The 21,636-nt window shown below is 72.3% G+C and carries 17 protein-coding genes; 12 read left to right on the top strand and 5 right to left on the bottom strand.

Annotated elements, in window-relative coordinates; translation table 11 throughout:
- From ACT541_RS17055 to bcsN, 4 genes are read left to right on the top strand one after another with little or no spacing between them, the layout of a single operon-like run.
- Positions 1–2,379, top strand: a complete 2,379-nt coding sequence (locus ACT541_RS17055; protein WP_476138301.1) for a cellulose biosynthesis cyclic di-GMP-binding regulatory protein BcsB — start codon at positions 1–3, stop codon at positions 2,377–2,379.
- Positions 2,376–3,569, top strand: coding sequence for a family 8 glycosyl hydrolase (locus tag ACT541_RS17050; protein ID WP_476138300.1), 1,194 nt, complete (start codon positions 2,376–2,378; stop codon positions 3,567–3,569). The genes ACT541_RS17055 and ACT541_RS17050 overlap by 4 nt, the downstream gene beginning before the upstream one ends.
- Complete coding sequence (locus ACT541_RS17045) at positions 3,560–5,587, top strand: hypothetical protein (RefSeq protein ID WP_476138299.1); 2,028 nt, start codon at positions 3,560–3,562, stop codon at positions 5,585–5,587. Before ACT541_RS17050 ends, ACT541_RS17045 begins: the two co-directional genes overlap by 10 nt.
- 1 nt (position 5,588) lies before the next feature.
- On the top strand, positions 5,589–6,479 hold the full coding sequence (gene bcsN / locus ACT541_RS17040; protein ID WP_476138298.1) for a cellulose biosynthesis protein BcsN: 891 nt from the start codon (positions 5,589–5,591) through the stop codon (positions 6,477–6,479).
- Positions 6,480–6,526: 47 nt separating this feature from the next.
- Here bcsN and ACT541_RS17035 read toward each other — a convergent pair whose 3' ends face one another.
- Entirely contained in the window at positions 6,527–7,624 is a 1,098-nt protein-coding gene (locus ACT541_RS17035; RefSeq protein ID WP_476138297.1) for a GNAT family N-acetyltransferase, read from the bottom strand.
- 77 nt (positions 7,625–7,701) lie between these two features.
- Positions 7,702–8,538: an IclR family transcriptional regulator gene (locus ACT541_RS17030; protein ID WP_476138296.1), complete on the bottom strand. Its 837-nt coding sequence runs from the start codon at positions 8,536–8,538 to the stop codon at positions 7,702–7,704.
- Positions 8,539–8,765: 227 nt separating this feature from the next.
- On the opposite strand from ACT541_RS17030, the gene ACT541_RS17025 reads away from it, so the two are divergent.
- The 5 genes from ACT541_RS17025 (at position 8,766) to ACT541_RS17005 (ending at position 15,688) form a co-directional block, all read left to right on the top strand.
- On the top strand, positions 8,766–10,931 hold the full coding sequence (locus ACT541_RS17025) for a malate synthase G (RefSeq protein ID WP_476138295.1): 2,166 nt from the start codon (positions 8,766–8,768) through the stop codon (positions 10,929–10,931).
- Positions 10,932–11,224: 293 nt separating this feature from the next.
- Positions 11,225–12,718: an FAD-linked oxidase C-terminal domain-containing protein gene (locus ACT541_RS17020; RefSeq protein WP_476138294.1), complete on the top strand. Its 1,494-nt coding sequence runs from the start codon at positions 11,225–11,227 to the stop codon at positions 12,716–12,718.
- A complete protein-coding gene (locus ACT541_RS17015) occupies positions 12,718–13,932 on the top strand; it encodes an FAD-binding protein (protein ID WP_476138293.1) in 1,215 nt (404 codons plus the stop codon). Before ACT541_RS17020 ends, ACT541_RS17015 begins: the two co-directional genes overlap by 1 nt.
- 11 nt (positions 13,933–13,943) lie before the next feature.
- Positions 13,944–15,242, top strand: coding sequence for a glycolate oxidase subunit GlcF (gene glcF / locus ACT541_RS17010; RefSeq protein ID WP_476138292.1), 1,299 nt, complete (start codon positions 13,944–13,946; stop codon positions 15,240–15,242).
- An 11-nt stretch (positions 15,243–15,253) separates the two neighbouring features.
- Positions 15,254–15,688 (top strand): GlcG/HbpS family heme-binding protein, encoded by a 435-nt coding sequence (locus ACT541_RS17005; protein ID WP_476138291.1) that lies wholly within the window; start codon positions 15,254–15,256, stop codon positions 15,686–15,688.
- A gap of 170 nt (positions 15,689–15,858) precedes the next feature.
- On the opposite strand, the gene ACT541_RS17000 is transcribed toward ACT541_RS17005, so the two are convergent.
- Both ACT541_RS17000 and ACT541_RS16995 read right to left on the bottom strand, forming a co-directional pair.
- The gene (locus ACT541_RS17000) at positions 15,859–16,659 is read right to left on the bottom strand and encodes a creatininase family protein (RefSeq protein ID WP_476138290.1); all 801 of its coding nucleotides are present in this window, start codon (positions 16,657–16,659) and stop codon (positions 15,859–15,861) included.
- Between the two features lie 11 nt (positions 16,660–16,670).
- A complete protein-coding gene (locus ACT541_RS16995) occupies positions 16,671–18,011 on the bottom strand; it encodes an 8-oxoguanine deaminase (RefSeq protein WP_476138289.1) in 1,341 nt (446 codons plus the stop codon).
- A 126-nt stretch (positions 18,012–18,137) separates the two neighbouring features.
- Between ACT541_RS16995 and ACT541_RS16990 the strand changes: the two genes are divergently transcribed.
- The 3 genes from ACT541_RS16990 to ACT541_RS16980 all read left to right on the top strand — a co-directional run bounded on the left by ACT541_RS16990 (position 18,138) and on the right by ACT541_RS16980 (position 20,651).
- Entirely contained in the window at positions 18,138–18,905 is a 768-nt protein-coding gene (locus ACT541_RS16990) for an ABC transporter ATP-binding protein (RefSeq protein ID WP_476138288.1), read from the top strand.
- Between the two features lie 50 nt (positions 18,906–18,955).
- On the top strand, positions 18,956–19,444 hold the full coding sequence (locus tag ACT541_RS16985; protein WP_476138287.1) for a MarR family winged helix-turn-helix transcriptional regulator: 489 nt from the start codon (positions 18,956–18,958) through the stop codon (positions 19,442–19,444).
- 172 nt (positions 19,445–19,616) lie between these two features.
- The gene (locus ACT541_RS16980) at positions 19,617–20,651 is read left to right on the top strand and encodes a LacI family DNA-binding transcriptional regulator (RefSeq protein WP_476138286.1); all 1,035 of its coding nucleotides are present in this window, start codon (positions 19,617–19,619) and stop codon (positions 20,649–20,651) included.
- Positions 20,652–20,730: 79 nt separating this feature from the next.
- Here ACT541_RS16980 and ACT541_RS16975 read toward each other — a convergent pair whose 3' ends face one another.
- Complete coding sequence (locus ACT541_RS16975; protein WP_476138285.1) at positions 20,731–21,561, bottom strand: tellurite resistance TerB family protein; 831 nt, start codon at positions 21,559–21,561, stop codon at positions 20,731–20,733.
- Positions 21,562–21,636: the final 75 nt, after the last annotated feature.

Genomic DNA, 21,636 nt, shown 5'->3' with positions numbered 1-21,636 from the left:
ATGACGGATCGCCGCCCCCCCCTCGCCCGCCGGACGTCGGCCCTCGCCGGCCTCGTCCTCGCCGGCCTCCTCGCCGGCACGGCCGCCTTCGCCGCCGCCCCGGCCCCGGTCGCCCCGACGCCGTCGCCCGACGACGCGGTCGTGACCGTCGCCGCCGAGACCGGCGTGCTGCGCCGGCTGCCCTCGGTCGGCCGGCCGTCCAAGCTCTCCGGCGAGATCGACCGCATCGCCTGGCCGGTGTACCTGACCCCGGCCGAGGCCGCCGCGCGACCGCGCCTGCGGCTGACCCACGTCGCCGCCGTCTCGGTGATGCCGGAAGCCTCGCATCTCGCCGTCTTCGTCGACGACCGCCGGGTCGCGAGCTTCCCGATCGCCACCAACGGCTCGCCCAAGACGGTCGAGGTGACCCTGCCCGAAGGCAGCCTGCATCCCGGCTGGAACGCCCTGCGCGTCGAGGCCGAACAGCGCCACCGCGTCGAATGCACCGCCGCCTCGACCTACGAACTGTGGACCGAGATCGACCGCGCCCGCTCCGGTCTGGTCTTCGCCGACGGCTTCCAGCCCGAGCGCCGCAGCCTCGCCGACATCGCCGACCTCGCGCCCGACGAGACCGGCCGCGTGCGGCTGCGCCTCGTCATGGCGCAGGATCCCGACCCCGCCCGCCTCGCCCGCGCCACCCGCTTCGCCCAGGCGCTGGCGCTCGCCGGCGGCTTCCTCGATCCGGTCGTCTCGATCGCCCGCACGCCGGCCAAGGGGCCGGGCGCCGACATCCTGATCGGCGCCAGGGCGCGCGACGGCGTCGCCGGCCTCGAGGGCGTCGCCCCCGACGTCGTCGCCCTGCTCGACGACACCGATCCGACCCGCCTGACCCTCGCCCTGCCGGACGATCCGGACGCCCTCGATCGGCTGATCGTCGATCTCGAGGACACCGCCGCCCACCCCGAAGGCAGCGAACCCGGCCGTCGCGCCCGCGTGGCACTCGGCGGCATCGCCGTCTCCGGCGGCGAGACCGTGAGCTTCGCCGACCTCGGCGCCCGCTCGACCGAGTTCGGCGGTCGCCTCTTCCGTACGTCGGTCGACGTCCGCCTGCCCGGCGACTTCTACGCCGCCGACTACGCCAAGGCATCGATCCGCCTCGCCGGCGGCTATGCCCCCGGCCTCGACCGCGACGGCCGACTGACGCTGCGGGTCAACGGCCGTCAGGTCGCCGGCGCGCCGCTCTCGGCCCGCTCCGGCGAGACCTTCGCCGATCGCCGCGTCGAGATTCCGCTGTCGGCCTTCCGCCCCGGCCGCAACCGGATCGAGATCGAGGCCGCGGTGCCGGCCGCCGACGACCGCGCCTGCGATCCGACCGCCCAGATCGACGCGCCCAAGCGCTTCCTCTTCGTCGACACCGGCTCGATCGCCTTCCCCGCCTTCGCCCGCTCGGCCCGTCTGCCCGACCTCGACGCCACCGGCGCCGGCGTCTTCGCCACGCTCGACGAGAAGGTGCGCCCGGCCGTGTGGATGCCGCGCCCCGACCGCCTCGCCATGTCGGCCTTCGCCACGCTGACGACCCGCATGGCGGTGACCGCCGGCCGCGTCCAGGTGCCCGAGATCGCCTTCCGCAATCCGCCCGCCGACGTCCCCTCGGCCTGGGTGATCGGCGCCTTTTCCGATCTGCCGGCGACGATCGCCGGCGTCGTCGGCATCGAGCCCGTCGCCGTGCGCGACGCCTGGTCGAAGCGGCCGGCGACCGACCGCGTGTCGTCGCTCGACGACCCGGTCGCCGCCCGCGCCGCGATGCTGCGCCTCGCCGCGCTCGACGAGGACTACGACATGATCGTCACCGGGTCGGTGCAGTTCCGCCCGGCGACCGGCGGCAAGAGCGGCGATCTCGTCGACCAGTGGCGCCGTTCGATGGAGAACCCGTGGTCGCCGGCCGCCTTCGGCCGCGCCGTCGAGGGCCGCGTCGCCCGCGCCTTCGGCCCGCTCTTCGCCGACGCGCCGGCCGCCGCCCCCTTCTCGCCGCGCCCGACCACCGGCATCCTCGTCGCCCAGGCGCTGTCGGCCGGCGGCGGCGTCTGGACGCTGACCACCGCCGCCACCGCCGCCGCACTCGCCGACGGCGCCGAGGCCGTCACCGCGGCCGGCCGCTGGAGCGAGATGAGCGGCGACGTCGCCGCCTGGGACAAGGTCGACGAGAAGCTCGAGACCGGATCGGCCAAGCCTCGCGCCCATTTCATGACCGCCGGCTGGTCGCCCGCCAACCTGCGCCTCGTCGCCGCCGGCTGGGTCGGCGATCACCCGATCGTCTTCGCCCTCTACGTGCTCGCGGCGACCGTCCTGCTCGGCTTCGCCACCTCGCGCATGCTGCCGCATCTGGGGGGCCGGTCGTGATCGTCGTCACCGCCACACCGCCCGCCGCCGAACCGGCCCCCGCCGCCCCCGCGACCGCCCCGCGGCGGCCGGGCCGCCGCGCCGTCTTCGGCGGGCTCGGCGCCGCGCTCGCCGTGGCGGCCGTCGCCACGGGCCTTCTCCTCGGCCGCGCCGAGATCGCCCCCGCCGAGGCCGCGACCGCCGCCCCCGACGCGACCCTGCGCGGCGCCCTGCCGGTGCCCGGTCTGTGGAAGGCCTATGCCGCCCGCTTCGTCACGACGGAGGGCCGCGTCGTCGACGACGTCAACGGCGGCATCTCGCATTCCGAGAGCCAGGGCTACGGCCTGATCCTGGCGCTCGCCGCCGACGATCGCGACGCCTTCCGCCGCATCTGGACCTGGACCCGCGCCAATCTCTTCGTCCGCCGCGACGGCCTCGCCTCGTGGAAGTGGCAGCCCGGCCCCGCCCCCAACGTCCGCGATCCCAACAACGCCACCGACGGCGACGTGCTGATCGCCTGGGCGCTGATCGTCGCCGGCGACACCTGGAACGAGGCGGCCTATGCCACCGCCGGCCGGAAGATCGCCCGTGCGGTGTGGGACGAGACCGTGGTCACGACCCGCCTCGGCCCGGTGATGCTGCCCGCCGTCGACGGTTTCCGCGCCAAGGATCGCCGCGACGGACCGGTGGTGAATCCGTCCTACTGGGTCTTCCCGGCGCTCGCCGACTTCGCCCGCGCCGTCCCCGATCGCGACTGGCCGCGCCTCGCCGAGGCCGGCCGCGGCCTCCTCGCCGCCACCCGCAACGGCAGGACCGGCCTGCCGCCCGAATGGGTGTCGCTCGCCGGCGACGGCGTCGCCACCGCCGAGGGTTTCCCGGCGACCTTCGGCTACAACGCGCTGCGCGTGCCTCTCTACCTCGCCATGACCGCCGGCGAGAAGCGCGAGGGCCTCGCCCCCTTCATGGCGCGCTGGTCGGCCGAGGGCTCCGCGAAGCCGAAGCTCGCCGTCGTCGATCTCGAGACCGGCCGCGACCTCGAACCCTTCGCCGATCCCGGCTACCGCGCGATCGCCGCGCTGGTCGCCTGTGGCCTCGAGGGCACGCGCTTCCCCGATGCGCTGCGCACCGCCGAGGTCGACCACTACTACCCCGCGACGCTGCGCGCCCTCGCGCTCGTCGCCGTCAACATGAGGCACCCGACATGCTGGTGAGAACCCGCCGTCTGCCCCGCACGCTCGCCCTCGTCCTCGCCGCTTCGGTCGCCTGGCCCGTCGCCGCCGCCGAGCCGGCCCGTCCCGGCGAGCGCGCCGGCTGGACCCAGGCGACGCTCGACGCCGGCCGGATGACGCGCGACGAGGCCGACCGCGCCTTCGCCGCGCCGCCGGCCGACCCCAAGCCCGCCGCCGGTGCCCGCGTCGACGAGAGCGCCCTGCGCTACTACGCCGCCCAGCACGCAACCGCCCGCGTCGATGCCGAGATCCGCCGTCTGCGCGCCCTCTATCCCGGCTGGGAGCCGCCGGCCGATCTCTATCGCCCGGCCGCCGACGAGCAGGGCCTGTGGGATCTCTACGGCAAGGATCAGGTCGCCGAGCTGAAGCTCGAGATCGAGCGCCGCGCCGCCCGTCAGCCCGGTTGGCGCCCGTCGCAGGACATGCTCGACAAGCTGCATCGCAAGGAACAGCGCCTCGAACTCCTCAAGGCGTCGGATTCCGCCGACTGGACCAAGGTCCAGAAGATGGCCGAGCGCGACCCGATGCTGGTTTCCGCCGACGATCTCGAAGTGGTCTGGCGCGTCGCCGAGGCGGCCGCCAGGACCGATGCCCGCCCGCGCGCACTCGAGCTCTATCGCATGGCGCTCGCCGGCGCCAAGACGCCCGACGAACGCGCCGGCACGGTGCGCAAGGCGCTCGCCACCATGGGCGCCGAGGCCGCCGGTCCGCTGTTGGCCGAGGAACGCATCGGCCCCGACGGCAAGGGCGAGTTCGAACCGCTGCGCGTCGACGTCGCCCGCGCCACCCTCTCCGACTGGCTGCGCGCCGACGCCGGCAAGCCGGTGCCGAAGGAGGCCTTCGACCGTGTCGCCCGCGTCGCCGAGGCCGATACCGGCGCCGCCGACGACGCCCTGCTGCTCGGCTGGGTCGAACATCGCCGCAAGGCCGCCGCTCCGGCGCAGCGCTGGTTCGACCTCGCGGCGAAACGGGGCGGCGGCGCCAAGGCGGCGATCGGCGCGGCGCTGGTGCGCGAGGGCTCCGGCCGTCACACCGAGGCAGTCGCCCTGCTCGAGGGCGCGACCGACGACGCCGAGGCCGCCGCGCTCTTCCTCGATCTCGCGACCGCCGACCTCGTGCGGCCGAACGCCGGGACGATCCCCGCCGCCCGCCTCGCCCGCATCGCCGCGGTGACGGAGAAGCTCGAATCGGGCGACGCCGCCCAGGCGCTCGGCTGGTACGCCCACGGCGCCCGCCAGTACGAGGCCGCGAGCGCCTGGTTCGCCAAGGCGATGGCCTGGCGCCCGTCGGCGAAGTCGGCCGAGGGTCACCTCCTGGCGCTTGCCGCGCTGAAGAATCGCAACGCCTTCCGTAGGCTCGACGCCGACTACCGCGGCCGTTTCCCCGAGATGGCCCGCGTCGTCTTCGACGAGCCGCGCAAGGCCGCCCCGGCGACCCACGTCGCCGCCGCCCCGGCGGCGCCGAAGCGCGCCTGCCCGGCGCTCGTCGCCGACCGCGTGCTCGGCCGTTCGGCAAGCGCCGCCGAGGCGCTCGCCGCCGGCTGGTGCCTGATGGACATGAAGCGCGCGGAGGAAGCCGCCGCCGCCTTCGACGCCGCCCGCCGCACCGGCGACGCCACCGTGATGCAGGAGGCCGCCTATGGTCAGGCGCTCGCCGCCCTGCGCTCCGGCCGCACCGACGACGCCGCCCGCGTCGCCGCCTCCGGCGGGCTCGCCCGCGAGCGGCGCGACGAGATCGGCCGCATCGTGCTGGCGCAGCAGGCGATCGCGCTCTTCGACCGCGGCGACTACCGCGCCACGATCGACACGCTGAACCGCCGCCGCGCCCATGCCGACGAGCCGCGCGACCTGATGGCGATGCGCGGCTGGTCGCTCTATCACCTCGGGCTGCGGGCCGAGGCCTTCGAGGTCTTCACCCTGCTCGACCGACAGCTGTCCACCTCCGAGAGCCGCGCGGGCCTCGCCGCCGCGTCGAGCCCGGTGCGCGGCGGGAGAATCTGACATGACGATGATTCGACCCGCCCTCCTCGCCGCCATGCTGGCGCCCCTCGCCCTCGCCGGCTGCGCCTCGAGCCCGATGACCGCCGACGCCACCGGCACCACCGCCGGCCTCGGCGTCGCCGTCGCCCCCGAACGCGCCATGGCCGCGCTGCCGCCGGAAGCCGGCAACGTCGTCTCCGTCGTCGAACGCCGGGCCGAGGGCACCGTCAACCAGACCATCACGCTGATGGGCGATGCCGCCGCCCGCGGCGACGACCGCATCGAGGTCGAGGCGCGCGAGCGCCGCTTCGCCGCCGCCCGGCCGCGGCTCGAGGCCGAGACCATCGAGGCCGAGATGGCCGAGGCGCTGCCCGGCGTCGCCATGACGGTCTCGTCCCGCGTCGTCGCCACGCCTTCGGGCCCGGTCGGCGTCGCCACCGGCCGCAGTGCCGACGGTCGCGGCTGTCTCTATGCCTGGTCGACGGCGGAGGCGCGCGGCCGCTCGGGTGCGACCGAGGTGCTCGGCCTTTCGATCTCGTCCTCGACCAAGTCGGATCTGTCGGTCCGGGTGCGGCTCTGCCGCCGCGGCCTCGACGAGACCCGCCTGATCGCGCTTGCCGAAGGCCTGCGCATCCGCTCCGATCTCGGTGCCGACCTCGCCACGCGGCCGGTCGCCGGCAGCGGCGGTGACGCGCTCGCCGCGGCCGGCTACGCCTCGGCCACGCCGGCCGTCGCGCCCGCGGCCGTCGCCGCGCCGAAGCCGGCGGTGGCGGCCCGTGCCGTCGACCCCGTGCGCGCCGCGGCGAAGCCCCCGGTCGTGACGAAGACCGCCGCGCGCCCGTTCGAGGCACCGGCGCAGACCACCGCCGCGACGATCGCGGCGCCGATCCCCCTGCCCGCCTCGGGCGGCTGAGGACGAAGGATCGAGAACGCGGACGGGGTGGCGGGCGGCGTGCCGCCTCAGGCGAAGCGCCTGCGCCCGAAATGGCGGCGTGCGGCCTCTCGGGTACGCTCGGCGAGATGCCGGGCGACGAGATAGAGCCGACCCTTCAGAGTCAGGGCCGACTGCAGGTCCCACAGCTTCTCGGTCTCGACGCCGAAGTCGAGCTTGTAGGGCTCGTCGCCGATGGTGAAGTCGTAGACCGTGACGCCGCGGGCGCAGAGATGGGCGATCGAGCTCTCGATCGCGAGAAGGCCCGGCGACCAGTTCTTGAAGGCGCCGTCGTGGGCGACGACGAGCAGCTGGAACGTCCGATCGGTCAGCGTGCCGAAACAGCCGGCGATCAGCCGATCGTCGAGCGTCAGCCGCCCGACGAGGGCGATGTCGGTGTGGCCGCACAGCGAACGGTAGAAGGCGTCGATGCGGCGCATCTCCTCCGGATCGGTACCCTGGGCGAAGCGCGCGCCGCGCCACTCGAGGAGCCGTTCGAGCGTCGGCAGCGCGTCGGCCCCGGCATCGAGCGCGAACTCGAGCCGGCCCTTGTTCATGAGCTTCTTGCGCTTCTTCGCCAGCGTCCGGCGATGGCTCGGATCGAAGCGGGTCGCCGCCAGCCGTTCGAAGTCGCCGTCGGCCGGCAGCGGCAGGGGATGGCGGGCGAAATGCGAAGGACGCACGCCCTCGACCATCAGCAGCGGATTGTCGACGTCGCCGATCACCGCCGGAACCTTCTCGAAGTCGACCACGTCGACACCGGGCAGCGCCCCGACGATCTCACGCCACAGCCGCCGCATGTCGCCGGGCTCGGGGTGGAAGTCCTTCGACAGAACCGGGCCGTTGTAGTCGGAGACGCCGCCGTCCCAGGCCTCGAGCCGGACGATGCCGCCGCGCCGCATCACCGTCAGCGGCAGCACGAAGACCGGCTCGCCGGTGGCGGGATCCTCGATCGTCGCGGCGAGCAGCGCGTTCGGCGCCTCGGCGGCGAAGGACCCGAACCAGGTCTCGAGCCATTGGGCACGCTGGAATGGCGATCGTTCCAGGTCGGCGCGGTCGACGCCGACCAGCCGCGCGATCTCCTCGCGATCGGCGCTTATCGCGACCCGCCATGTCGAACCCGTCATAGACTCCGTCCCGTTCCAGAGCCAGGCGCCCCGATCGCGCGACACTAGGCCCGGAAAACTAAGAAAATGCGAAGCATCTAGCGGGGCACCGGGCCGGCGTCGGCGCTCCGGCGCGCGTGTCCGCCGATCGCCCGGGTGACGCGGGCCGCCGCCGCCGCCACCTGCGGCCCGATTTCGCCGATCCGCTCGCGTGTCACCCGGTGGCTCGGCCCCGAGATCGACAGGCCGGCGACCGCCTCGCCGTTGTCGTCCCAGATCGCCGCGGCGATACAGCGCATGCCGGCGCTGCGTTCCTCGTCGTCGACCGCGTAGCCGCGCGCCCGGATCGCCGCCAGCGCGTCGCGCAGGCCCTCCGCCGTGCCGATCGTCGCCGGCGTGTGGCGGGTCAGCACCCGTCCGCGCAGCCAGCGCGCGAGGTCGGCCGGCGTCAGCGCCGCGAGCAGCGCCTTGCCGATGCCCGAGGCATGGGCCTCGCGCCGCTCGCCGGTGCGGAAGAAGGCGCGGATCGGCTCGTGGCTCTCGACCTGCGACACGAAGACGACGTCGCCGCCCTCGAAGATGCCGAGATTGGCGGTCTCGCCGGTCGCCTCCATCAGCTCGCGCATCACCGGGCGGGCGAGCTCGATCGGCCGCAGCCGCCGCTGGAAGGCCTGGCCGACGCGGAAGGCCTCGATGCCGATGCCCCAGGTCTGCGTCGCCTCGTCGGCCTCGACGAAACCGTGGGCGGCGAGCGTGCCGATCAGCCGATGGACGGTGGAGACAGGAAGTCCGACCCGCTCGGCGAGCGCCGTCAGCGTCGCCCCGTCGCTCTCGGCGATCGCCGCCGTCAGCCGCAGGGCGCGGTCGAGCGACTGCACGCCGCCGGTGTCGACCTGCGACCGCCCCGTCCCCCTCGGTCTGCCTCTCAGCGCCACGTCTGCCTCCCGGACGCGAAAAAAGTCACGCCCCAAACGTTTGAAATTCACCGTTGGAAATCGACTTTTCGCCGTATCCTCAGTGACATGTACCATGTTCGAAGAAAAATGAAAAACGTTTCCAGAAAAATTGACCCGGCGGCCCGCCTGCGCCATCTTGCCCCATGACGGTGGCGCCCGGCCGTTTCGGCCCGACGACGGCGCCCGCAGCCCTTCGGAGACCTTCCATGTCCGCATCCCGGCAACACCTCCGCATCGCCGACATCTCGATCGATGCCGCGCTCGTCGCCTTCGTCGAGCAGGAAGCCCTGCCGGGCACCGGCATCGCCGCCGCCGACTTCTGGAAGGGCCTGTCGGGCCTCCTGAACGACCTCTCGCCGAAGAACGCCGCGCTCCTCGCCGCCCGCGACGCGCTGCAGGGAAAGATCGACGACTGGCACCGCGCCCGTCGCGGCAAGCCGCACGACGCGGCCGCCTATCGCGCCTTCCTCGAGGAGATCGGCTACCTGCTGCCGGCGCCGGCCCCGCGCGCGGTCGCGACCGAGAACGTCGATCCCGAGATCGCCACCCTCGCCGGCCCGCAGCTGGTCGTGCCGATCGACAACGCCCGTTACGCGCTGAACGCCGCCAACGCCCGTTGGGGCAGCCTCTACGACGCCTTCTACGGCACCGATGCGCTGGGCGACACCGCCGAGGGCGCCGGCTACGACGCCGCCCGCGGCGCCCGCGTGGTCGCCGCCGCCAAGGCCCGGCTCGACGAGATCGCCCCGCTCGCCGCCGGCGGCTGGGCCGACGTCGTCGGCTTCGCCGTCGAGAACGGCGGTCTCGTCCTGTCGCTCTGCGACGACCGCGAGACCGGCCTCGCCGACCCGTCGGGCTTCGCCGGCTTCCGCGGCGAGCACGAGCGCCCGACGGCGCTGCTCTTCCGCCACCACGGCATCCACGCCGAGGTGATCGTCGACCGCACCACCCCGGTCGGCTCGACCGACCCGGCCGGCATCGCCGACGTCGTGCTCGAATCCGCCCTCTCCACCATCATGGACATGGAGGACTCGGTCGCCGCCGTCGACGCCGAGGACAAGATCCGCGTCTATCGCAACTGGCTCGGCCTGATGCAGGGCACGCTCGAGGACACGTTCGAGAAGGGCGGCCGCAAGGTGACGCGCCGGCTCAACCCCGACCGCGTCTGGGGCCGGCCCGACGGCGGCACGCTGACGCTGCACGGCCGCTCGCTGATGCTGGTGCGCAACGTCGGCCACCACATGGCGACCGACATGGTGCTCGACGCCGAGGGCCGCCCGGTCCCCGAGACCATGGTCGACATCGCGGTGACCGCCGTCATCGCCCGCCACGACCTCTTCGGCACCGGCGACATCCGCAACTCGCGCGCCGGTTCGGTCTATGTCGTGAAGCCCAAGCTGCACGGCCCCGCCGAGGTCGCCCTCGCCGACGAGCTCTTCGCTCGCGCCGAGGACGTCGCGAAGCTGCCGCGCCACACGCTGAAGATGGGCATCATGGACGAGGAGCGCCGCACCACGGTCAACCTCGCCGCCTGCATCGACGCGGCGCGTCACCGCGTCGTCTTCATCAACACCGGCTTCCTCGACCGCACCGGCGACGAGATCCACACCGCGATGGAGGCCGGCCCGGTCGTCCGCAAGAACTCGATGAAGGCGGAGGCCTGGATCGGGGCCTACGAGAACAACAACGTCGACGTCGGCATCGCGATGGGGCTCACCGGCCGCGCCCAGATCGGCAAGGGCATGTGGGCGGCCCCCGATCGGATGGCCGACATGTTGACCCAGAAGATCGGCCACCCGCAGTCCGGCGCCTCGACCGCCTGGGTGCCGTCGCCGACCGCGGCGGTGCTGCATGCGCTGCACTATCACGACGTCTCGGTCGAGGCCCGCCGCGCCGAGATCGCCGGCCGCACGCCCGCCTCGCTCGACGCCATCCTGACCCTGCCGCTGGCCAAGTCGAACTTCTCGCCCGAGGAAGTCCGCGAGGAACTCGACAACAACGCGCAGGGCATCCTCGGCTACGTCGTGCGCTGGGTCGATCTCGGCGTCGGCTGTTCCAAGGTGCCGGACATCCACGACGTCGGCCTGATGGAAGACCGCGCGACGCTGCGCATCTCGTCCCAGCACATCGCCAACTGGCTGCGCCACGGCATCGTCACCGAGGCTCAGGTCGACGAGGCGCTGAAGCGCATGGCGGTCGTCGTCGATCGCCAGAACGCCGGCGATCCGGCCTATCGCCCGATGGCCCCGAGCTTCGACGGCCCGGCCTTCCGTGCGGCGCGGGCGCTGGTCTTCGAAGGCCTCGCCCAGCCCAACGGCTACACCGAGTTCGTGCTGACGACCTATCGCCGCGAGGCCAAGGCGCGCGGCTGAGCAAGGACGGCGGAGGGGGCGAGACCGCCCCCTCGCCCCCCTCGACGGACGGACGGGATGCCCGCCGCCCGGTGCGGGTGCTAGGATGCCGCATGGGCTTCGCGACGCAGGCTTCGCACCATCGCGATGCGGCGGATCGGCGGAGCGATTCGCGAGAAGGCGCGGGGATTTCGGCGTCGATTTTGCCCACGAAAACACCGTGGTCAAAAAACTTCACCAGACCCCCTCGACGATCGCCGCGTCTCGAGCCAATGTCCGGCAAAAGCACAAGCCGATAATCGGGCGAGGAAACGATGTCCCTGACCATGCCCCTGCCGGAGCCGGAGATCCTGGCGGCCCGCGACGACATCGTCGCGCGCCTGCAGGCGATCCTGAAGCCCGAGAGCGTCATCCATCTCGAGCGTGAACTGACGCCGTGGGAGTGCGACGCGCTCACCATGTATCGCCAGAAGCCGCTGGTCGTGGCCCTGCCCGAGACCATCGACGAGGTGGTGGCGGTGATGAGGCTCGCCGCCGAGATGAACGTGAAGGTGGTGCCGCGCGGCGCCGGGACCTCGCTGTCGGGCGGGTCCTTCCCGCTCGCCGACGGCATCCTGCTCGGCATGGCCAAGTTCAACCGCATCCTCGAGGTCGATTTCGACAACCGCGTCGCCCGCGTCCAGCCCGGCGTCACCAATCTCGCCATCACCAAGGCGGTCGAGCACCGCGGCTTCTACTACGCCCCCGATCCCTCCTCGCAGATCGCCTGTTCGATCGGCGGCAACGTCGCGGAGAACGCCGGCGGCGTGCATTGCCTGAAGTACGGGCTCACCACCAACAACGTGCTGGGCGTCGAGATGGTGCTGATCGGCGGCGAGATCGTCCGCCTCGGCGGCAAGCATCTCGATGCCGAGGGCCTCGACCTGCTCGGCCTCGTGGTCGGCTCCGAGGGCCTGCTCGGCGTCGTCACCGAGGTCACCGTCCGTATCCTGCAGAAGCCGGAGACGGCGCGCGGCGTCCTCCTCGGCTTCGACACGGTGAAGGCCGGCGCCGACTGCGTCGCGGCCATCGTCGCCGCCGGCATCATCCCCGGCGGCATGGAGATGATGGACAAGGCCGCGATCGATGCGGCCGAAGCCTTCAAGTCCTGCGGCTATCCCGAGGATGCGCAAGGGCTCGTCATCGTCGAACTCGACGGCACCGCGGCCGAGGTCGACCATCTGGTGGACGAGGTGGAGAAGATCGCTCGCGCCAACGGCGCCACCTCCTGCCGCGTCTCGACCTCGGAGGCCGAACGCATCGGCTTCTGGTTCGGCCGCAAGAACGCCTTCCCCGCCGTCGGCGCCATCGGCCCCGACTATCTCTGCATGGACGGCACCATCCCGCGCGGCCGCCTGTCGGAGGTGCTGACGCGGATGGACGAGCTCGCCGCCTTCCACGGCCTGCGCGTCGCCAACGTCTTCCACGCCGGCGACGGCAACCTCCACCCGCTGATCCTCTACGACGCCTCGATCCCCGGCGACACCGAGAAGGCCGAGGCCTTCGGCGCCGACATCCTGCGGCTCTGCGTCGCCGTCGGCGGCGTGCTGACCGGCGAACACGGCGTCGGCATCGAGAAGCGCGACCTGATGGGCGAGATGTTCGACGCCGTCGATCTCGGCCAGCAGGAGCGGGTCAAGTGCGCCTTCGACGAGAACCACCGGCTCAACCCGGGCAAGGTGTTCCCGACGCTCCATCGCTGCGCCGAGATGGGCTTCATGCACGTCCGCGGCGGCGATCTTCCCTTCCCCGAGATCCCGAGGTTCTGATGGCCGCGACCCACGCCCCCCGCGACGAGGCCGACCTGGTCGAGATCGTGCGCGCGGCCCGCGCCGCCCGCCAGACCCTCGCCATCGAAGGCCGCGGCACCCGCCGCGCCCTCGGCCACCCGGTCGAGGCCGACGCGACCCTGTCGCTCGCCGGCCTCTCCGGCATCACGCTCTACGAGCCGGCCGAACTGGTGATGACCGCGCTGCCCGGTACGCCGCTCGCCGAGATCCGCGCGACGCTCGCCGCCCGCGGCCAGGAACTGGCCTTCGACCCGATCGACCACGCCGCCCTCTTCGGCATTGATCCGGGCTCCGGTTCGATCGGCGGCGCCTTCGCGATCAACGCGAGCGGCCCGCGCCGGCCGAAACGGGGCGCGGCGCGCGACCATCTCCTCGGCTTCCGTGCCGTGAACGGCCTCGGCGAGGCCTTCAAGTCGGGCGGCCGGGTGATGAAGAACGTCACCGGCTTCGACCTCTCCAAGCTGGTCTGCGGCTCCTTCGGCACGCTGGCGGTGCTCTCGGAGGTGACCTTCAAGGTCATGCCGCGTGCCGAGACCAGCGAGACCGTCGCCGTCCTCGGCCTCGACGACGCCGCCGCCGGCCGGCTGATGCGCGAGGCGACCGGCCTGCCGCAGGAAGTCGACGCCGCCGCCCACCTGCCGGCCGGCGTCGACGGCCCGTTCCACGGCACCGCCGCCACGCTGATCCGCCTCGACGGGCCCGCCGTGTCGGTGGCGAGCCGCGAGGCCGATCTCGTCGCCCGCTGGCGCGGCCTCGGCGCCGTCGAGATCCTCGGCGAGGACGAATCCCTCGCCCTCTGGGCCTCGATCCGCGAGGCGGCGCCGATCACGACGCGGCCCGGCCCGATCTGGCGCCTGTCGCTCGCCCCGTCCGACGGGCCGGCCCTCGTCGCCGCGCTGCGCGACGTCGCGGTCCTCGACGCCTGGTTCTTCGACTGGGCCGGCGGCCTGGTCTGGCTGGCGACGGACGTCGACGCCGGGCCGCAGGCCGACCGCGTCCGCGCCGCCGTCGACCGCTTCGGCGGTCACGCCACGCTGGTGCGCGCGACCGAGGCCGATCGCACCGCGGTGCCGGTGTTCCATCCCCAGCCCGCGCCCCTCGCCGCGCTCGCCGCGCGGGTGAAGGCGGCCTTCGACCCCGAAGGCCTGTTCTCGCCCGGCCGCATGGTCGCGATCCCCAACCCCGCTCGCTGAGGAGAGGCACGATGCAGACCCACTTCCTGCCTCACCTGCTCGAAGACCCGGACACCGCGCTCGCCGAGAAGATCCTGCGCAAGTGCGTCCACTGCGGCTTCTGCACGGCGACCTGCCCGACCTTCCTCGAACTCGGCGACGAACTCGACAGCCCGCGCGGGCGGATCTACCTGATCAAGGACATGCTGGAGCATGATCGGCCCGCCGATCCGCAGACGGTGAAGCATCTCGATCGCTGCCTCACCTGCCTCTCCTGCATGACGACCTGCCCCTCGGGCGTCGACTACATGCATCTGGTCGACCACGCCCGCGCCCATGTCGAGCGCACCTACCGGCGACCGCTGGTCGATCGCCTCTTCCGCAAGCTGCTCGGCCGGGTCATCCCCAACCCGACGATCTTCCGCCTGGCGCTCGCCGCCACGGCGCTGGTCCGGCCCTTCGCGCGTTTCCTGCCTCGCCCGGTCGGCGCGGTGCTCGGTCTCGCGCCGAAGAAGCTCGCAACCCCCTCCTGGGTCGAGCGACCGCAGGTGATCGCCGCCACGAGCCCGAGGCGACTGCGCGTCGCGCTGCTCACCGGCTGCGCCCAGGCGGCGCTCGACAGCGCGATCAACGAATCGACCGTGCGGCTCTTGACCCGTCTCGGCGCCGAGATCGTCGTGCCGAAGGGCATGGGCTGCTGCGGCGCGCTCGAGCATCACATGGGCGAGACCGACGCCGCCCATGCCCGCGCGAGCCGCAACATCGACGCCTTCATGGCCGAGGTCGACGGCGACGGGCTCGACGCCATCGTCATCGCCACCTCGGGCTGCGGCACGACGATGAAGGACTATGGCCACATGTTCCGCCTCGACGCGGCCTGGGCCGACAAGGCGGCGAAGGTCGCCTCGCTCGCCAAGGACGTGTCCGAAGTCGTCGCCATGCTCGATCTTTCGAGCGCCGTGGTGAAGGACACCCGTCCGCGCGTCGCCTATCACTCGGCCTGTTCGATGCAGCACGGGCAGAAGATCACGTCGCTGCCGGCGGAGCTTCTCGCGACGGCCGGCTTCGAGGTCGTCACCCCGCCGGAGAGCCACGTCTGTTGCGGCTCGGCCGGCACCTACAACATCCTCCAGCCGGAACTCGCCCGCCGCCTGCGCGACCGCAAGGTCCGCAACATCGACGCGGTCTCGCCCGAAGTCATCGCCGCCGGCAACATCGGCTGCATGATGCAGATCGGCGCCGGCACCGACATACCGATCGTCCACACCGTGGAGCTTCTCGACTGGGCGACCGGCGGTCCCCGGCCCGAGGCTCTCGGACCAACGAACTGAGGAGAACTCCCATGTCGCATCTGACCCTCGAGAAGGCGCAAGGAATCGTCGCCCGTTCGCTCGCCGTGGCACGCGAGCGCAAGTTCAACCCGATGGCCGTGGTGATTCTCGACGGCCGCGCCGCGCTGAAGGCGGCGGGTGCCGAAGACGGCTGCCCGATCGTCCGCTGGAAGATCGCCTTCGGCAAGGCCAACGCCTGCGTCTCCTTCGGCGCCGGTGCCCGCAAGATCGAGGCGATCGCCAAGGATCGTCCGCACTTCCTCGCCGGCCTCGAGAGCGTGATCGGCGCCGGCGGCGCGGTCCCGGTTCCGGGCGGCGTGCTGATCCGCGACGACAAGGGCAACATCGTCGGCGCCGCCGGCATGTCGGGCGACACCTCCGACAACGACGAGGCGGCGCTGGTCGTGGCGATCGAGGAAGCCGGCTTCAAGGCCGACGTCGGCTGAGGACGTGGGCGGCTTCGTGCGCGATGCTTCGAGACGGGCGCCCATGCGGGCGCCCTCCTCAGCATGAGGCGTAAGGGGCTGTCTCGAACATGAAGAAGCGCCTCATGCTGAGGAGGGCCGCCTTTCGGCGGCCCGTCTCGAAGCATCGCGCACCGACGTCCCGACCCGCCTCACCCGATCTCCGCCAACCGCGAGAGATCGAAGCGGGCGACGTCCTCGAGCAGCTCGACGAAGCCCGCCGCCGCATGGTCGATCGCCGCGCGGCCCTTCTCCGCCGACGAACCCCGCGGATCACCCACCGCACCGGTCGGATTGAGGTCCTGCGCCGCCCAGCCGAAGGCGTGCGGCCCGTAGGCGCGCAGATGGCGGAACTCCCGCTCCATCTCCCCCTGCAGCGACGGGAAGTCGGCGAAGGCTTGCCTCCGCACCAGATCCGGCCGGAGCGCCATCACCATCGAGGTCTCGACGTCGCCGGCATGGATGCCGAGGCGGCGTTCGTCGGCGTCGAACAGCCCCTCGGGCCGTCCGAAGCGCGACCACGACGAGGCCACCGCCAGCATGCCGTGACGCATGCGCAGCTCGCGCACGACGAGATCCATGATCGGCACGTTGCCGCCGTGGGCGTTGACGATCACCAGCCGCCGCACCCCCGCCCGCGCCACCGAGGCGCCGATCTCCAGCCAGACCCTGGCGACGGTCTCCCACGACAGCGTCAGCGTTCCCGGCGAGGCCTCGTGTTCCGCCGACCACGCCACGGCCTGCGTCGGCAGGAAGACGACCGGCAGCGCCTCCGGCAGACGCGCGATCGTCGCGGCGACGTGACCGTCGGCGATGATCGTGTCGGTGCCGAGCGGCATGTGCGGCCCGTGCTGTTCCACCGCCGCGATCGGCAGCACGGCGACCCACTCTGCCACGTCCGGCGAAGCGAAATCCGTGGCGACGAGATCGGACCAGAAGCGACGGGGGGTCATCGGATGTTCCTTCACAGGCATTCGAGGAAGGCGCGTGCCGCCGCCCCGTGTTCGTGGCGCAAGCGGCTCACGTCGACGTCGACCGGCAGTCCGTCGACGACCTTCCACGCGCCCGCGATCATCACCCGATCGGCGCGATGCGCCCCGCAGAGGACGAGCGCGGCGAGCGGATCGCCGGCGCCGGAGAAGCGCAGTTCGTCGAGGGTGAAGAGCGCGAGATCCGCCTGTTTGCCCACCGCGATCTCGCCGATGTCGTCGCGGCCGAGACAGCGCGCCGAACCTTTCGTGGCCCAGCGCAGCACGTCGAGGTGGGAGAGCGTCGCGTCGTAGCGCAGTCGGCCGAGCATCAGCGCGTGGCGGACGCCTTCCATCAGGTTGGAATTGTCGTTCGACGCCGAACCGTCGACCCCGAGACCGACCGGCGCACCGGCAGCCTCGAGTTCCCGCGTGCGGCAGAGGCCGGAGGCGAGCACCGCATTTGAGGTCGGGCAATGGCAGATGCCGACGCCGTGGCGGCCGAGGCGCGCCACTTCTTCGTCGCCGAAATGGATGCCGTGGGCGAGCCAGGTGCGGTCGCTCATCCAGCCGACCTCTTCGAGATAGTCGACCGGCCGGCACTGGAACTTCGATAGGCAGAAGGCGTCCTCGTCGTGGGTCTCGCCGAGATGGGTGTGGAGGCGGCAGTCGTGCTTCGCCGCGAGATCCGCCGTCGCCTTCATCAGCGAGCGCGTCACCGAGAAGGGCGAGCACGGCGCCAGCGCGATCTGCGTGAACGAGCCCTCCGAGCGGTCGTGGTACTTCGCGAGCACCCGCTCGCTGTCGAGGAGGATCGTCTCCTCGTCCTGCACCGCGGCCTTCGGCGGCAGGCCGCCGTCCTCGACCGACAGGTTCATCGAGCCGCGCGACACCGTCATGCGGATGCCGAGCGCCCGGCCCTCCTCGACCTCGATGTCGACCGCGTCCTCGAGCCCCTCGGGGAAGATGTAGTGATGATCGGCCGCCGTGGTGCAGCCCGACATCAGCAGTTCGGTGCCGGCGAGCCTCACCGCCAGCCGGAAGGCTTCCGGCGACAACCCCTTGGTCCAGATCGGATAGAGCGCCTGGAGCCAGGGGAAGAGCTCCTTGTTGATCGCCTTGGGGTGGGCGCGCGTCAGCGTCTGGTAGACGTGGTGGTGGGTGTTGACGAGGCCCGGGATCACCACGTGGCGCGAGGCGTCGAAGATCGTGTCGACCGGCGTCGCCGGCGAAGCCCCGGATGCCACCAGCTCGACGATGCGCCCGCCCTCGACGACGACACCGCCGCCGGCGTTCTCCGCCAGGATGGACAGGGGATTCTTCAACCACGACCGCATGCCGACACCTCGTCTCTTCGCGCCGCATCCTAGACGAGGCACGACGCTCCGTCACCGCGCGACGGTCGACGGCGCCCCCGCGGACCGTTAGTCTCCGCCCGTCCCGCCCGAAGAGGTCGCACACCCTTGCCCCTGCCGCTCGCCGCCCTCGACCACGTCACCAAGTCCTTCGCCGGCGAGGCGATCGTCGACGACGTCTCGCTCGCGATCGCTCCCGGCGAGATCGTCGCGCTGCTCGGCCCCTCCGGTTGCGGCAAATCGACCGCGCTGCGCCTCGTCGCCGGGCTCGAGGTGACCGACGCCGGCCGCGTCGAAGCCCCGCCGAAGGGTTTCGGTCTGGTCTTCCAGGACCCGACGCTGATGCCCTGGGCGAGCGCGCTCGACAACGTCGCCCTGCCGCTGCGCTTCGCCAAGGTGCCGCGCGCCGAGGCCCGCGAACGGGCGCGCGCCGCGCTCGCCCGCGTCCATCTCCTCGAGGCCGCCGACAAGCGGCCGCGCGAGCTCTCGGGCGGCATGCGCATGCGCGTCGCCGTCGCCCGCGCGCTGGTGGTCGAACCGAGGCTCCTCCTGATGGACGAACCCTTCGCCGCCCTCGACGAGATCACGCGTTTCCGCCTCGCCGACGACCTCGGCGACCTCGCCGGCGAGACCGGCATCGGCGTGCTCTTCGTCACTCATTCGGTGTTCGAGGCGGTGTCGATCGCCGACCGTATCCTCGTCATGACGCCGGCGCCCGGTCGCGTCGCCGCCGAGATCGCGGTCGTCCCCGACGCCCCGCGCGGCGCGGCGTTTCGCGCGAGCCCGCTCTTCGCAGCCACCGCGGCACGCGTCTCCGAGGCACTCGCGGCGGTCGCGACACCGGCGACCGTCGACGTCGCGGCCGCCGGCGGATAAAATTCGATAGCCGTCGTAAAACTGTTGCACGACCATGGCAGGGATCGGACATGAGCTTCAAACATCGCAAGTCCGTCACCCATCGTCTCGCCATGGCCGCCAAGGCGCACCGCGCCCGCTCCGGCACCCATCTGGCGCGGATCGGCCTCCACACGGGTCAGGAGTCGGTGCTCAAGGCACTCGGCGAGGAAGACGGCCGCACCATGAGCAACCTCGCCCAGGTGCTCGGCGTGCAGCCGCCGACGGTCACCAAGATGATCTCGCGCATGGCCGCCGCCGGCCTCGTCCAGCGCGTCGCCTCGCAGACCGACGGCCGCCTCGCCCGCGTCTTCCTGACCGAGGAGGGCCGCGGCCGCATCGACGAGATCGACCGGATCTGGACCCGCATCGAGCGCGAGGCGCTGGCCGGCTTCGACGACAAGGACAAGAAGAAGCTGCGCAAGCTCCTGCGCGCCATCGAGCGCAACCTGACGCTCCCCCTCGACGGCCTGGCCGAGCCGGCTTCGGTCGAGGAACCGGACGAGGATCCGGAAGACTGATCGACCCCACCGAGACGACGCGACGGCGTGCCGCCGGTCGGCGCGGCAAAGCGGCATACGTTTCACTGCGGGGGGTTGTTGCGCGGGATACGACTTTCCGGCAATAACGATCGAACGCGCGCGCTGGGGGGGCGACGCGCCGAAACCCCTTATCCCCTCTTTCGAGATGACGATGGACAGCCCTGGCGCCACGCCGAAACGACGTCTCACTCTGGCGATGATCGCGGAACGGCTCGATCTCTCCACCGCGACGGTTTCGCTCGCCCTGCGCAACTCGACGCTGGTGGCCGAGGAGACCCGCAAGCGCGTGCACGCGCTCGCCGAGGAGCTCGGATACATCTACAACCGCTCGGCCGCGAGCCTCAGGACGGCACGCACCAACATCGTCGGTCTGGTCGTCCACGACATCCTGAACCCCTATTTCGCCGAGCTGGTCTCGGCGGTGGAGACCGAACTCGGCCGCCGCGGCCAGACGGTCATCCTGTTCAACCACGGCGACGATCCGCTCCGCCAGCGTCAGTTCCTCGAGACGCTGCTGCAGTATCGCGCCGACGGCATGATCCTGTGCCCGGCGGTCGGCTCCAAGCCGCAGGACGTCGCCCGCATCGTCGATGCCGGCCTGCCGACCGTGCTGATCGCCCGCGAACTGCCGGATCTGCCGGAAGTCCCGGTCATCCGCGGCGACGACCGCACCGGCATCCGCTTCGCCGTCGAACATCTGATCGGCCTCGGCCATCGCCGCATCGCGCTGGTCGGCGGTCAGCAGGACAGTTCCGCCGCCTCCGAGCGCCGCGCCGGTTACGAGGACGCGCTGCGCGCCGCCGGCCTGCCGGTCGACCCGGCCCTGGAGTTCCCGGCCGCCGGCTCGCGCCGCGCCGGCCGCGACATCTGCGGCGACGTGCTGGAGGCGAAGCCCACCGCCATCGTCTGCTTCAACGATCTCCTCGCCCTCGGCATCATGATGGAGCTGAAGCGGCGCGGCATCGACCCCGGCCAGGACATCTCGCTGACCGGCTACGACGACATCGACGAGGCCTCGGTCTGGTCGCCCGGTCTGACCACGGTGTGGAACGGCCAGCAGGAAGTCGGCCGCCTCGCCGCCCAGACCCTGGTCGACATCGTCGCCGGCCGTCGGCCGGAAGAGATGCGCGCGCTGGTCAAGCCGGTGCTGCGCCTGCGCGAGACCACCTGCAAGCCGACCGCCTGATCGGTCGCGGCCCACCCGAAACGAAGACGGCGCGCCCCGCGGGACGCGCCGTTTCTTGTTGTCCGGGACAGAAACGCCCTCAGGCGCCCTTCACCTGCCGCGTGATCTCCGCCACCAGCCCGGCATCGAGACCGAGCCTGCCGGCCAGCGCCTCGAGATAGGCCTGTTCCGACGGCTGGTCGGGATCGATGGCGAGCAGCGAGGCGGCGTAGAGATGGGCGGCCTCCTGCGGCGTCGTCGCGAGGCTCGCGACGCGGTCGAGATCGAGCGGCTGGGCGAGCTCGGTCTCGAGGAAGGCCTTGGCCGCGGCCTCGACATGGCCCACCCGCGAGAGAATGGCCGCACGCTCGGCGTCGTCGACGTGGCCGTCGGCCTTGGCCGCCTGGATCATGGCGATGATCGTCGCCGCCGCCAGCCGCTGCGTCGTCGCCGGATCGCTCGCCATCGTCTCCGGCAGAGGCGTCGGCGCGGCGGGCGGAACGGGCGCGGGGGCGACGGAAGCGTCGACCGGGGCCTGCGCGGCGGAACCCGCCTGCGACGCCTGCCAAGCCTTCCAGGCGAGGCCGCCGAGGGCGGCGAGCGTGCCGATCTTCACCGCCGAGCCGGCGACGTTGCGCCCGGTCTGCGTGCCGACGAGCAGCGCCAGCAGACCGCCTGCCGCGGCCCCCGTCGCCATCTGGTTGTTCTGGACGTAGTCCTTGGCCTTGGCGATGTTCTCGGCGCCGATCGTCTGCGTCGCCGTGGTCTCGAGCGACTGCAGGCTCTCGCCGAGGAAGGCCTTGCCGCGAGCCAGTCGATCGGCGCCGACCACGCCTTCGACCGCCCGGGTGCCCTGCTCGATGTAGCCTTGCGCGGTTGCGGCGGCCTGCGGCCCGAGCAGTTGCTCCAGAAGCCTGGTGGCGTCGAACATGTCACGTCCTCCGAAGCCGCCGGAAGGCCCCGGAGGATCCGGAGCGCGCGGCGGCCCGACGAATCTGGTGACCGC

The sequence above is a fragment of the Pinisolibacter sp. DMC100 genome (assembly GCF_056313705.1).
This window is presented reverse-complemented; position numbering and strand designations above follow the sequence as displayed.